Genomic DNA, 13499 nt, shown 5'->3' on the forward strand with positions numbered 1-13499 from the left:
TTCGCCACCGACTCACCGATCCGGACCTGGACCGACTACCCGGCCAAGGCTGCGTGACAAGCCACTAGTTCCGATTCTGAGGCGCGGCGGCGAGGAGGTAGCGCAGCTCGGCGTCGTCGATCCGGTCGAACTCGGCAGGCGTCATGTAGACGCTCACCGCACCGTCGCTGACGTGCACGATGTACCGGGCTCACCGGCAGGCGCCGGCGCGCCCAAGCGAGTTTGCCAACAGCTGCGGCACCGCAATGCCGGGTCACTTCCATCAGCTCCCGCCCCCAACTCGTTGAGCCCGAGCGTCTTCGCCGTCGTCCGCAACGACCACCGCCCCAGCGGCGCCGAAACTGAGGATGCCGATCCTGGGAGTCGCATCCTGGTGGTCCGCCGCGTCCAAGACGGAAACTGGGACCTCTTCGTAGTAGACCCTGAGGGTTATTCACGCCGGGCGGGAATAACCCTCAGGATTGTCCGCGCGGAGCGCGGCTCGCCGGTCAGGACCCGGCCGTTCCACAGCCGTACGCTGGGCCTGCCCAGCGAGCCGGTACGCCTCGTGCGCGACCGCGTCGGTGATCGTCAGGTCGAAGACGACGGTAGACCTTGGAAATGAAGTTCGCTGTCAGCTCCTCGTCCCGCTGAAGCTCCTCACCTACGCGCTCGGTCACGATCTTCTCCCGATACGTTCCGATTCCTGCAGCAATGGGACACACGACTCATCGGTGGTTGGGGGCGGACGCTGCCGTCCAGGCGTCGGCGACTCGGACGGCGTCGAGTGAGGAGGCGACATCGTGAACCCGGACGCAGAAGGCGCCTGCAGCAGCAGCGAGCGCTGAGGCCGCGACTGTCGCGGCGTCCCGAGCAGCCGGAGGGACCGGCGTCGCACCTCCGAGGAGCTCGCCGAGGAAGGACTTGCGAGATGCGCCGAGGAGGACGGGATAGCCCAGCGCGACCAGTTCCGCGAGGCGACTGAGCAGCTGCCAGTTGTGTGCGGCGGTTTTGGCGAATCCGAGGCCGGGATCAAGGATGATCTGGTTCGGCTTGACTCCCGCGTCGACGAGGGCCTCGACGCGGGCGCCGAGCTCGCCGACCACATCGGCCACCACATCGCGGTAGAGGGCGTGCTGCGCCATGGTGCGGCTGGGGGCGCGCCAGTGCATCGCGACGTAGGAAAGCCCGGCAGCGGCGATGCATTTGGCCATCGCGGGGTCGGCCAGTCCCCCGCTGACGTCGTTGACCATTGCGGCTCCCGCTCTGGCTGCCGCGTCCGCGACGACTGCGCGGGTGGTGTCGATACTGACCGTCACGCCGCAGCGCGAGAGGTCGCGCACGACGGGCAGGACCCGGGCCAGCTCGGTGTCGACGGGGATGCGTATGGCCCCGGGGCGGGTGGACTCACCCCCCACGTCGATGACGTCGGCACCGTCGGCGGCCATCGCGAGCCCGTGCTCGACCGCAGCCGTGGTGGACGAGTAGCGACCTCCGTCGGAGAAGGAGTCGGGTGTGACGTTGAGGATGCCCATCACCAGGCATCGTCTCGACGTCCCGGTTGCTCCGGTGAAGTCGCCGAACCGCCCGAGTGCACCGGACCGGTCGAGGTTCACCGCGACCCCGGCGCCGAAGGGAGGCCCCTGCGGGCGCGGTGGAGCAGGTGCAGAGATCCGGTGACGACGACCATGCCGAGAGTTCCGGCCGTGGTCAACGCGGCCCGGAGGGCGTCTGCTGGATCGGCGATGAGTCTCGGCGCCTGGGCCCAGCCCAGCGCAGCGGAGAGGTGGGCGGCTGGCATTGCCCGTGGAGATGGCGGCTCGCACACGATCACCGACTCGACGTCCTTCGCCAGCCTGGCGAGCGCAGGCGCGAGGTCACGCCCGCGAAGTGCGCCACAGACCAGGACCCGGGGCCCGGCTGCGTGCGGCAGCTCGGTCAGCGCCTTGCCCAGCGCGAGAAGGGCTGCGGGGTTGTGGGCGCCGTCGAGCACCACCAGTGGTGACTCGTGCACGATCTCTGTACGGCCGGGTAGGCGGATGCGCGTGCCCAGGTGATCGATGTCTTCGGTGGACAGGGGGCTACTCAGGTACTCCTCGGCTGCGGCGACGGCGAGCAGGATGTTGTCGCAGTTGTGCTGGCCCGGACCTCGGACGCGGACCCCACGGTGCTCGGCGCGTGGGGTCACCAGGTCGACGACGGAGCCGCCCGGGACAATTCGGCGCCCTGAGATGCCCAGCTCGTCGCCGATGGCGAGGACGCGTGCCGGCTGTTCGGCAGTGAAGATCGGCCGCAGTGCGGAGTCGCGTTCGCCGAGGACGAGGGTGGAGCCGATCTTGACGATGCCGGCCTTCTCGCGTGCGATGTCCGCCCGTCGGGGCCCGGCCAGCTCGGCGTGGTCGAGCTCAACATTGGTGACGACTGCGATGTCGGCGTCGATCACGTTGGTGGCGTCCCAGCGCCCGAGCATGCCGACCTCCACGACGGCGACGTCGATCTTGTACTCGGCGAAGAGCCAGAAGGCCGCAGCGGTGATGACTTCGAACCAGGTGGGGGCCAGCCCGGCGGACGATGCGCCGTCGCGAATGACACCGAGAGCGAAGTCGAGATCGGCGTCCTGGACTGAGTGGCCCTGCAATGCGACCCGCTCGGTCAGTCGGTCCACGTGCGGGCTGGTGTAGGTGCCAACCGCCAGGCCCTGGTCGGCCAACAGCCCGGCGGTGGCGACGCTGACGGTCCCCTTGCCGTTCGTGCCGGTGACGTGGACGGAGCGGAACCAGGTCTGCGGGTCGCCGATGGCCCTCAGCAACGACCTCATCCGCTCCAGGCCGGGAGGCTCGGCCATCCCGGAACGCTCGTGGTCGCGCAGGGTGTCCAGGTAGGCGGCGACGGGGCTCCTCACCGGAACACGAGCGTGCGATGCCCGTCGAGCAGGACCCGGTTCTCCGCGTGCCAGCGCACCGCACGAGCCAGGGCCAGGCACTCGTTGTCACGCCCGAGTGCGGTGACGGCCTGTGCGGTCAGCGTGTGGTCGACCCGGGCCACCTCCTGCTCGATGATCGGGCCCTCGTCGAGGTCGGCGGTGACATAGTGGGCGGTCGCTCCGACCAGCTTGACCCCACGGTCCTTGGCCTGGAAGTAGGGCCTGGCGCCTTTGAAGCTCGGCAGCATCGAGTGATGGATGTTGATCGCCCGACCCTCGAGGCGCTTACACAGCTCCGTCGACAGGATCTGCATGTACCGGGCGAGGACGACCAGGTCGATGTCCAGGTCGTGGACGAGCTCGAGCAGTCGTGCCTCGGCTGCCGATCTACCACTGGACGTGATGGGCACGTGGTGGAACGGGACGTCATAGTTGTCGGCCAGGGCACCGAGGTCGGGGTGGTTCGAGACGACGGCGACGACATCAATGGGCAGATCCCCGTTGGCTGTCCGGAAGAGCAGGTCGTTGAGGCAGTGGCCGTACTTGCTCACCATGATCAGCACTCGCGGCCGGTCGATCGCGGCGGAGAGTCGCCAGCTCATGTCGGTGTGACGGGCTAGCGCCTGCAGACCCTTGGACAGCGTCGCGCGGTCGAGCGGTGTCCCGTCGATCGGTCCGAAGCATAGCCGCATGAAGAATCTTGATGATTCCCGGTCGCTGAACTGCTGGCTTTCGACGATATCGCCGCGGTGTTCGACGAGGAGCCGGGAGATGTCGAATACCAGACCCGGCCGGTCCGCACACGACAGGGTCAGGATGAGGTCGTCGGTCCGGGTGGAGATCGGCGCCGCCGGGGGCTGCGGCGTTGACGTCGTCATGGCGCTCATTCCTTCCGCGAGTGTGGTCGTGTCGGTCAAGGTCAGGTCAGGTCGGCTGTGCCGTCGGAGAGGGTGACGATCGCCCGGAGGACGCCTTCGTTGATCCGCCACGGGTGCAGCCGATAGGTCCGCAGGCCGCGGACGTGGAAGGGATCCTGGTCGAGCAGGTGCCCCGCCTCGTCCCGCGATGCCGCCCGGACGACGAGGACTCCGGACCCGAACGACCGGTGGTCATCGTCGAGCAGCGGGCCGGCAGCGAACAACCGTCCCTGCCGTTCGAGCGCGGCAAGCCATTGCCTGTGCTCGGCCATGTGCTTGCTCAGCTCGCCCGCGTCGGCTCCGTTCAGCTGGGAGAGGCACAGGAACACGACGCTCTGTTCCTCGCCGTCCGGTGTGACGGGATGACCGGGATCCGCCGCGCTCATCGAGATGTCCTGACCGGGTCGGCCTGCTGCGTCAGGCCTGGTACGCGGTTGTGCTGGGCGAGAACGACATTCTGGAACAGCCGCACGTCGGTGACCGGGCCGATGCCGCCGGGAACGGGGGTGATGGCTCGGACCCGGCCCAGCACCTCGTCGAGGGCCACGTCACCGACGATGCGCACGTCGCTGCCGTGTTCCCTGGGGGCGGGGTTGATCCCGATGTCGAGGACGATGGCACCTTCACGGACGTGTTCGGCACGGATGAGGCCAGGCACGCCCGCAGCGACGATCAGTACGTCGGCCCGCCGGGTATGGAAGCCGAGACGGCTGCCTCGGCCGGACCATTCGTCGATCGAGGTCACCGCGGCGTGCCGCTGGTAGGCCAGGGACACAGCGGGTTTGCCCACGTTGTTCGAGCGCCCGACGACGACGATGGAGGCGTTCTCGTAGAAGCGGGCCCGGTCCTCGCCGACGCGATCGAGCCACGTGTCGAGGACGTGATAGGCGGACGCTGCGGTCGAGGGGACGAAGCGGGGGCTTCCGAGGGCGAGCAGGCCCGCGTTCTCCGGGTGCACCGCCTCGACGTCCTTCTCCGGAGGTAGTGCGGCGAACACCGACGATTCGCGAATGTGCGCGGGCAGCGGCCTCAGCAGGAGGATCCCGGCCACCTTCGGGTCGTCACCGAGCACGGCGATCGTGTCCAGAAGGGACTGCTCGGTCGCGGCGGCAGGAAGCGCGTGGTGCTCGTAGGGCAGTTCGAGCCGGTCTGCGAGCCGCTGAAGCCTGCGCTGGTACGTCGCGGACTGGAACGTCTCGCCCACCGACACGGTTGCCAGGGCCCCCACCAGCCGGCCACCTGGGAGCGCGGCCACGTCGCGGCGCAGTTGCTCCTCCAGCTCGGCCGCGATCTTGACCCCGTCGATGATCTCGGCAGTCACCGCGATCCACCCTCCTCGATGAGGCCGAGCGCCGCGGCGACCCGGGAAGCAGCTTCGGCTGCCATCCGGGCACACCGACGTGCCTCGGCGATTCGTTCGTCGCCACGGTCGGCGCTGAGGTTCTCGGCGACGAGGACTGCCGCGCTGCCGGCGACGGCTGCCGAGAGCAGCACCGCCGCGCAGGCATCCGAGCGAAGGTGCGGATTCCCCGTCTCGATGAGCCGCTCCCCCAGGCCGGCCACCTCGAGCGCGAGGCTCGCCAGCTCGCTCGGTACCGCCGCGGCGACCTCCGCAGCCCTGGCCCGGTCCTCGCGCTGACGTGCCGGGTCGCTGACGGTCTGTCGGCGGATGGCGACGTAGCTCTCGTAGGCGTGGGAATCCTCGTCGGCCAGGAGCAGCGCGCGCTCACGTAGGAACTCCGCACGTGAGACCACCTCCGAGAACGACAACGTCCCTGATCCGTGGCCGACGGTGTACCGCCCCGCCATCTCGGCCAGCGCCGCCGCCAGCGCGGCAGCGACCGCAGACGCAGCCCCGCCGCCTGGAGCCGGTGCGTGCGCGCCGACCGCTGCGACGAACTCCCGCACGCCGGCGGTGTGCACACCGGTGAGCTGAACGCTGGAGCGAGAGGCGAGCTCAGTCGTCGTCGTTCTGTTGGGTGAGGTATCGGACATGGAACATCTTCCCTGCGCTGCGACGGCGGTTGATCCGGACGGCGACCGGCGGCCGGAGCCGCGGCCGCCGCCCGGTGCTCGAGGATCCGGTTCGGATCAGGTCAGAGGTCCCGTGCTGACCGTCGCCCGGATCTCGGCCTGGACGTGCCGTTCGACGTTGGGCCTGCGATAACCGCCGTTCGGCTCGCCCCAGGTGAGAACGACCTCGGTCCCGTCCTGGGCGTGGGCCTCATCGATCAGGCCGATGGACGCGAACGAACCCATGTTGACGGTGTAGGAGCAGGAGGTCGACACACCCGCGGGTCGGCCGCCGACGGTCACCGCGTCGTTCTGCGAGACGCCGTACTCGTTGAAGGGCTGGGCGAGATACTTCGTCCGCTCCTTCCCGCCGAACAGGCTCTGCGCCAGCACCCGCGCACAGTCCTCGGGGTTCCAGCGCAACCACACCTTCCGCCGGTGCGGCCGGTCGGCGAGCTCGCGGAGGGCGTCACGCCCGATGAACTCGTGGTCGAACCGGATCATCCGGTCGTAGCCGAGGTCGTAGGGCGTGACGTAGTAGTCCTCGATGTTCGGTCGCACATAGCTGCCCGAGATCGCGTAGTTGGCCTCCAGGCTCGCCGCGCTGAGGAACTCCCGGTAACCCTTCATCGCATCGCCGGTGTAGATCGCCGGCACCGGCAAGGGCAGCCATCCGGTCTCCACCGCTGTGGTGGGGTAGGCCATGCCGCCCCCTTGGTGCAGGCCGAACTCGGTCCCCGCCTCGATCAGCGCCGCCCAGACCGCCGGGCCCTGCTCGTAGGGGCCGGTCATCTCCAGTCCGGTGTGCTCGAGCCCGGGCTGTCCGACCATGGTGTGGTTGAGTGCGCGGATCGGTACCCCCGCGATACTGAACTCCCCCATGGAGAAGAACTTGATCGTGGGCAGCGGGCCGCCGTGTGCCTTTTCCACGACCTTCAGAGCGTTGGGCCCCTGCAGCTGGAAGCGGAAGATCCGCCGTGGCTTGTCGTTGACCACCGAGGCGTGATCAAACTCGACCTCGACCTCGTAGGCCCCGGTCTGCGCACGGTAGGCCATCCAGTTCCCGGCCACACCGGTTCCGACCAGGGCATACCGATCGTCTTCCAGTCCGAACAGGATCGAGTCGCCGATCAGATAGCCATCTTCGTTCACCCCCACGAACTGCTTGGCCCGGTTGCGGCCGAAAGTGTCGAACTTGTTGACCGCAGACTCGGAGAACAGCCGCTTGACGTCAGGTCCCGTGAAGTACACGTCGGTCATGTGGAACGACTGGTCGAACAGGATCGCTGTGGTGGCCCAGGCCTCCTGCTCGTCCCGCCAGTTGGTGTACTCGGGCCGCAGCGGAATTGCGAAGTTGCCGATCTGCGCGTTGCGCAGCATCTCGACCACGTCGCCGCCGGCCTGCTGAATCGCCTGTTCGAGGTTCAGCGTGCTCATCTGGTCGTGTCCTTCCTTGTTGCCGACTCTGCCAACTCGGGTCAGGGCTTGTGGTGCCGAAGAGCGGTGTTCAGGCTGCGTCGGCAACCTGTCGCTGCCAGGCAGCGGTCGCCTCGATCTGATTGAACGAGAACAGGTGGAGGCCCTCGATCTGGTGCGAGTCGGCCAGTAGCGCCGGATCGATTTCCCCGAGGAGATCCTCGGGCCGGTAGGAGTTGGTCCCGAGGATCAGGTTCCCGACCAGGCCGTGTTGCTTGGTCAGGAAACGCAGTGACTGGCCGACACCGATCTTGAAGGACAGTTCCGCGAGCTTGCGCACGCTCATCGGGGCAGCCAGCCCGATCCGCAACGGCAGGTGCACGCCGGCATCTCGGACCGTGCCCAGCCAGCCCACCAGGGCGCTGGGGTCGAAGCACAGTTGACTGACCATGTAATCGGCGTATTGCTGCTTCGCCTGGAGCGCCTCGAGCAGCACCGAGTCGTCGATCTTGGGGTGTCCTTCGGGATAGCAGCCGACGCCGAGCCTCGTGATTGAGTGATCCATGTCGGCCAGGTCCTGAAGCACTTCGAGGGCCGCTGAATAGCGCCCGGCGGGGCGGTCGGCGTCGCCCCCGATCACGTAGAGGTCGGTCACCCCCGCCTTCTCCACGCGGCGCACGAACTGCTCGAGTTCGGCACGATCGGCGACCTGCCGGGCCGCGAGATGCGGGATCACATGGAAGCCGGCCCGGGCAGCACTCTCGACATGTTGGAGTGTTCGCTCGAGGCCGAACTTCGGAGAGCACGTGATCGTCACTCCGGAACCTGCGGACAGGGCTTGAAGCTTCGTCTCGGCACCCTTGAGCGGGATGACCTCGATATTGGCCGAGCTGATGAGTGCGGCGGCGCCGATCGGCCGGCCCGACACTGGGGAATCGTGACTCGTCACGCTGAAACCCTTCGTCAATGAAGGTTCTGATGTTCTCGGTAACGGCCAGGGCCGGACGCGTCGTCCGAGCCGACTCCGGCACGACCGGTTGGGACCAGCGCTTCTTCGCAGCGCCCGGCGTCGGGCCCAACCTACTGTTCAACTTATTTCCATGTCAACGAAAATCTGAAGAAGATCTACCCCTGTGTCCAGGATTATCACTGAGTATGGGTCGATACAGTGTGACGTAAGCGTGACGAAAGCGGGTTCGGCCCCCAGGTCAGGGCGCTGCAGCTGCCACGACCCGGACAGAGCGGATGTCTGCGTGCAGTTTGCGTTCCGTCCCACACGGTCGCCGGTCCGGCGATCCGGCCTGATTCGTCACGCTGGATGCAGGCCGCCCCGTTCGGTGCCGTTCGGTTGCCGATACACCGACAGGAGGCTGAAGTGGTTGAGGCAGCCGCATCCGGCTGCTGAATGAGATCGACGAGCGGCGTCACCCGCGAACCGAGGCGTCGGTCACCGCACGCCTGCAGCCCCGACTACAGCCGTCGGCCGCGGCCGTCGCTGATGTGACCAGCTCGCTGGCACCTGGCGACGGCCGTCGCTGACGGCGAGGTCAGCCGGCGACGTGGTACCGACTGGTGGTGGCGACGCGGTTGAAGGCGTTCATCAGCGTGGCCAGCCAGCTGACTGCCGAGATCTGGTCCGCGGTGAGTGCGGTCGCGGCGGCGTTGTAGTCCTCGTCGCTGACGTGACCGTCCGAGATACGTGTGATCGCCTCGGTCAGACGGAGGGCGGCGCGGTCGGTCTCAGAGAAGTAGCCGGTCTCCTCCCATCCGGGCAGCACGGCGATCCGGTCGGGGTTCTCACCCTTCTTGAGGGCATCAAGGGTGTGCATGCGCAGGCAGAACGCGCAGCCGTTGACCTGGGAGGCGCGGATTTTCACCAGCTCGACCAGGAGCGGGTCGAGGCCCGCCGCGGTGGCACTCTTCTCCACCTCCATGGCAAAGGCCATGAGGGCCTTGTAGGGGGCCGGGTGCTGCTTGTCGATGCTGACGCGCTGCGTGTTCGTCACGGTTCCTCTGATTCGGTTTGCGTGGCCATGCCGGCCGGTGGGAAGTGAGACCGGTCAGGTCGGATGACTACCGACTCGGTGCAGCAATCCGTTCGCTCGCCTTGGCCGCGAGCTCCGCATCGCTGACCATGGTGAGCATCGGAACCCCAGGGACCATCATCGCGACCACGACGAGGCGGCTCGTCCTGTCGTCGAGCAGGTTTGCGATCGTGTAGTGGATGACGTCACCACCCGGCTCCCAGAAGGCCTCTCCCGCCTTGACCGGATAAGGCGCCTCACCCTCGAGCTCGAACAGCATCTCCCCTTCGAGCATGTAGCCGAAAACGGGGCCGGAGTGACGGTGGGGAGCGATACCAGGGTCCCCCGGCGGCAGCTCGAGGATCCGGATCATCGCGGAGGAACCCGGCACGATGATCGGCGGCACAATTTCCAGCAGATCCTTCTGTCCCATGTTACTGACAGCAGACATTTCATCCTCTCCAGGCTGAATTCAAATCCGGGTGTCCACATCGTGCACCGATACTCCCGTTGTCCGGGACGGATCGGCTCATGCGTGCGCTGCCGCGCTGGACAGGCGTCCGGCGTCCAGTCGCGCGATGATGTGGTCCACCGTCATCACGTCCCCGAACATCTGCCAGAAGCTCGCGAGCGAGGCATTGTGCTCCGCGTCCGACATCGCCGCGTTGGCGTCCGCCACCATCACGGTGCGGAAATTCATCATCATCGCGTCGCGCGCGCTGCTCTCGCAGCAGATGTTGGTGACCGCGCCGCCGATGAGCACCGTGTCGAAGCCCTCCGCCCGGAGCCGCTCCACGATGTCGGACGAGCCCTGGATGAAGGCACTGAAGCGGCGCTTGGCCACGCGCCCGTCTTCGGGCCGCACGTCCAGCGTCGGCCACAGTGCATGTCCGGCGCTGCCCTCGGTCATCGACGCCACGCGGCGGGCCCGCGCTTGCGGAGTGGCCATGCGCTGATGGACGCCCCATTCCGTGTCGATGCTCGCGTCATGCACGTTCTGCACCCAGAAGACGCCGCCACCGGCGTCGCGCAGCGCGGCGGCCAGTCGGTTCACCGCGGGCACGATGCGTTCCGCCATCGGGCAGGCGGCGTGGCCGATCTCCCGGTCGATGAAGGTGACCTGCATGTCGATCACCACGAACGCGGTGCGAGCAGGGTCCAGATCCTCGAAAGGATGCTCGGTGCCGCACCGCCCGACGACGCGTGCCCGGATCTCTGGCGGAATGGCGATTTCGTGCATGGCGATCTCCTGCCCGTGTGCGACACGACCGATGGGGGCCAACGCCTCATCTCAGCGCCCGGCGTCGGCCTCAACCTACTATTCAATTCATTTCCGTGTCAACGACAATCTAGAGGATTCAGGGCCGGAACCGGGCGTATCACCGGAAATGCGTCACCAGGGTGGTGACGTAAGTGTGACGAAAGTGGGTTGCCGCCTGATGTCAGGGCGTTGTGGCTGCCACGACCAGGGTGGAGAGGGTTTCGGCATTCAGTTGCGTTCCGTCCCACACGGTCGTCAGCCGGGTGATCTGTCCCGATTCGTCGAGCTGGATGCAGGCCACCCCGCTCGGTGCTGCTCGGTCGCCGATCCACTCGAACCCCCCGGCACCGCCTTCACCCGTCACGTGGCGCAGGCGGGCCCCGGTTCCCCAGGGCAGGTCGGGCAGCGACCGGGCGAGGAACCGCTCGACGGCGGCCGATCCACGAAGGGCTACCCGCAGTGTGACGTCTTCCAGGAATGCGTCCGGCGCCATCATCGACGCCGCAGCGCTACTGTCACCGCCCGACAACGCCTCCGCCAGACGGTGAGCGGCATCGTCGACGGCGAACCGGGGCCGTGGACCGACCAGGTCCTCGCCGAACGAGGTCGGGAAGGTGCCGGCGGGAGCTCGCAGCTCATCGATCCGCCCTGCGGCCATCGTTCGCCCGTCCCAGTAGTCGACCCAGCGGACGACCCGGTCGTCCTCGATGTCGACGACCGCAACGGACCGGATCTCGGAGCCGAACATCTCCGGGCTGTTGGTCACGAAGACGATGAAACTCGAGGGCCCGCCCACGATGCGGGTCGCGCGGGAGTGCGCCCCGGCCGGTAGCGGGGGCAGCAACTGGTCCCACAGGGTTCGCACTGCGGCGTTTCCCACGAACTGGATGCCGAGGGTCGCGTCGGTGAAGGCACAGCGATCGCCGTGGAAGTACGCGTGTGTCGCGTGTGGATCGTGCGCGTTCTTGGCCAGGAGGAAGCCGGCGACGACGCCGGCGGCTGCTTCCTGCGAGGAGACGGTCGGTGCGGCGGTCATCATTCCGTTCCTGAACAACTGTTGTGGGGCATGGGTTTCTCCCGAGATGTAGTGCTGGTGCAGGTTGTGGGTGACGTCGTCGGTGACCCGATCGAGGTGAGACGTGCGCGGCGCATCCCGCGAAGCGAACTGAGCACCGCGATCTCGTCGGCGGCATCGAGGTCGTCTGTGGTGATGATGCGTTCGGTGAGCGTGCCCGCGTCGAGCAGCCGCGCTCGTTCGACACCGGGCAGCAGACCGCCGGCGAGCGTGGGCGTCCACCAGCGCCCGTCGAGGCAGACCGCCAGGTTCTCCGTGGTCGTCTCCGTGACGTGGCCGTTCTCATTGACGAGGACGACGTCCTCGGCTTCGGCATGCGCAGCGCGGATCCGCTCGTGGCGGTCCCGGGCCGCGACCTTGTGGAAGATGAGCTCGTCGTCCGAGCGGACCGTGCCCGACGCGGCCACCGCGAGCTCGACGATCGCTGTGGCCGGCTCGAACGTCTCGGTCGCGACCACGACTGCGCCGAGGTCGTCCAGCCTGATCCGGACCTGCGCGGGTTGATCGAGTCCGGCCGCTGCGTGGTGCACCGCATCCTGGACCGCCCCCCGGTCGTACTCGAAGGCGAAGTGATGAGCGGACCCGGCGAGCCGGTCGAGGTGGCGATCCAGGTTGGCCAGGCGTGCCGGTGGCTCGTAGCGCAGGGTTTCGAGCAGAGCGCCGACCCGCGCCGGTGGATCGCACAGCACACTGGTCTTCACGCACAGTTCGGCCCACCCGTCGCCGGGGTCGGACAACCAGGTGATGCCGCCTCCTGCGCCGTACTCGGCGTAGCCGGAGCTCAGCGAGGTCGTCAGGGTGCGTATCGCGACGGCGAAGCGCAGGGGTGGTGTCGGCGAGCCGGGGGCGAGATAGCCGACTGCGCCGCAGTAGATCCCGCGGGGTCGGCGCTCGACAGCGGCGATGGCCCCCATGGCAGCGGACTTGGGCGCGCCGATGACCGAACCAGGCGGAAAGAGCGCCTCGAACAGTTCGACCACGCCGATGTCGGTCCGCGCCTGGGCCGAGACGGTCGAGGTCAGTTGCCACACCGTCGGGTATCGCTCGGCCTGCAGGAGCGCCGGAACGGTCACCGTGCCGACCTCGGCGATGCGGGCGAGGTCGTTCCGCATGAGATCGACGATCATGACGTTCTCCGCGCGCTCCTTCTCCGACGCCCGCAACGCCTGGACGCGCGCGCGATCCTCTGCAGGCCAGCGGCCGCGCGCCGCGGTGCCCTTCATCGGACGTGTGGTGATCGTCGAGTCGGTCCGCGAGAGGAACAGCTCCGGTGAAGCCGAGGCGAAGGCGTGGTCCGCGGTGGTGATCAGTGCGTTGAAGGAGCCTCTCTGTCCCGTGGCGAGTGCCGCGTACCGCCCATGGATGTCCTGCTCCTGACCGATGAGAAAGCTCGTCAGATTGACCTGGTAGAAGGACCCTCCGGCGATGCCGTGCTGGATCTGCTCGACGGCCTGCCGGTGTTCGGCGGCGCTCAGCTCCAACTCCCATGTCCCGGCCGCTGGAACTCTGCTCGACCGGATCGCCGCTACCTCCTCGCGGCGCGCGAACGCAGCGAACCAGGCGAGAGGCAGATCGGCCAGAGGGGTCGGTGGCCGAGCGGGGCACCACCGAGAACGACGGATCCATGGCCGCGCCAGCTTCGTAGGTCATGAAACCCGCAACCCAGTGGCCCTCACGTGCTGCCTGCTCGGCTGCGCGGAGCACAGCCGCGACGTCGCCGACCGAGTCCGCCACGAACGTCTCGACCACGCCGACCAAACAGAAGCTCTCACCGCCCAGGCCGAGGTCGTCGAACCGTGCCGTGACCTGACCGGGCGCTGCCACGGTCATCCCGTCAGCCCTGACCGGTACGGGCATGGGTACGGATGTCGGTCACGGCGTCGCACCTGCA

13 protein-coding genes are annotated in these 13499 nt (G+C 67.7%); all 13 read right to left on the reverse strand.

Going from position 1 to position 13499, the window contains the following annotated elements; translation table 11 throughout:
- Positions 1-707 precede the first annotated feature (707 nt).
- Positions 708-1514 carry a dihydropteroate synthase gene (gene folP, locus ACFPFQ_RS24005; RefSeq protein ID WP_379622655.1) on the reverse strand — a complete coding sequence of 269 codons (807 nt, stop codon included), beginning with the start codon at positions 1512-1514 and terminating at the stop codon, positions 708-710.
- A gap of 77 nt (positions 1515-1591) precedes the next feature.
- Complete coding sequence (locus ACFPFQ_RS24010; protein WP_379622531.1) at positions 1592-2881, reverse strand: bifunctional folylpolyglutamate synthase/dihydrofolate synthase; 1290 nt, start codon at positions 2879-2881, stop codon at positions 1592-1594.
- Positions 2878-3780: a formyltetrahydrofolate deformylase gene (gene purU / locus ACFPFQ_RS24015; RefSeq protein WP_379622533.1), complete on the reverse strand. Its 903-nt coding sequence runs from the start codon at positions 3778-3780 to the stop codon at positions 2878-2880. Before purU ends, ACFPFQ_RS24010 begins: the two co-directional genes overlap by 4 nt.
- A gap of 41 nt (positions 3781-3821) precedes the next feature.
- Positions 3822-4205 carry a YciI family protein gene (locus tag ACFPFQ_RS24020; RefSeq protein WP_379622535.1) on the reverse strand — a complete coding sequence of 128 codons (384 nt, stop codon included), beginning with the start codon at positions 4203-4205 and terminating at the stop codon, positions 3822-3824.
- Positions 4202-5140 (reverse strand): bifunctional 5,10-methylenetetrahydrofolate dehydrogenase/5,10-methenyltetrahydrofolate cyclohydrolase, encoded by a 939-nt coding sequence (locus ACFPFQ_RS24025; protein WP_379622537.1) that lies wholly within the window; start codon positions 5138-5140, stop codon positions 4202-4204. Before ACFPFQ_RS24025 ends, ACFPFQ_RS24020 begins: the two co-directional genes overlap by 4 nt.
- Complete coding sequence (locus tag ACFPFQ_RS24030; RefSeq protein ID WP_379622539.1) at positions 5137-5742, reverse strand: cyclodeaminase/cyclohydrolase family protein; 606 nt, start codon at positions 5740-5742, stop codon at positions 5137-5139. The genes ACFPFQ_RS24025 and ACFPFQ_RS24030 overlap by 4 nt, the downstream gene beginning before the upstream one ends.
- Before the next feature lie 168 nt (positions 5743-5910).
- Positions 5911-7269 carry an aminomethyl transferase family protein gene (locus ACFPFQ_RS24035; RefSeq protein WP_379622541.1) on the reverse strand — a complete coding sequence of 453 codons (1359 nt, stop codon included), beginning with the start codon at positions 7267-7269 and terminating at the stop codon, positions 5911-5913.
- A gap of 70 nt (positions 7270-7339) precedes the next feature.
- Positions 7340-8176, reverse strand: coding sequence for a methylenetetrahydrofolate reductase (locus ACFPFQ_RS24040; RefSeq protein WP_379622543.1), 837 nt, complete (start codon positions 8174-8176; stop codon positions 7340-7342).
- Positions 8177-8795: 619 nt separating this feature from the next.
- Positions 8796-9254, reverse strand: a complete 459-nt coding sequence (locus ACFPFQ_RS24045; RefSeq protein WP_379622545.1) for a carboxymuconolactone decarboxylase family protein — start codon at positions 9252-9254, stop codon at positions 8796-8798.
- Between the two features lie 67 nt (positions 9255-9321).
- Positions 9322-9705 (reverse strand): cupin domain-containing protein, encoded by a 384-nt coding sequence (locus tag ACFPFQ_RS24050; protein ID WP_379622547.1) that lies wholly within the window; start codon positions 9703-9705, stop codon positions 9322-9324.
- A gap of 96 nt (positions 9706-9801) precedes the next feature.
- Entirely contained in the window at positions 9802-10512 is a 711-nt protein-coding gene (locus ACFPFQ_RS24055; protein ID WP_379622549.1) for an isochorismatase family protein, read from the reverse strand.
- Positions 10513-10714: 202 nt separating this feature from the next.
- Positions 10715-11569: a hypothetical protein gene (locus ACFPFQ_RS24060; protein WP_379622551.1), complete on the reverse strand. Its 855-nt coding sequence runs from the start codon at positions 11567-11569 to the stop codon at positions 10715-10717.
- Positions 11569-13089 (reverse strand): chorismate-binding protein, encoded by a 1521-nt coding sequence (locus ACFPFQ_RS24065; RefSeq protein WP_379622553.1) that lies wholly within the window; start codon positions 13087-13089, stop codon positions 11569-11571. Before ACFPFQ_RS24065 ends, ACFPFQ_RS24060 begins: the two co-directional genes overlap by 1 nt.
- Positions 13090-13499 lie beyond the last annotated feature (410 nt).

This window comes from Pseudonocardia sp. GCM10023141 (assembly GCF_042653605.1).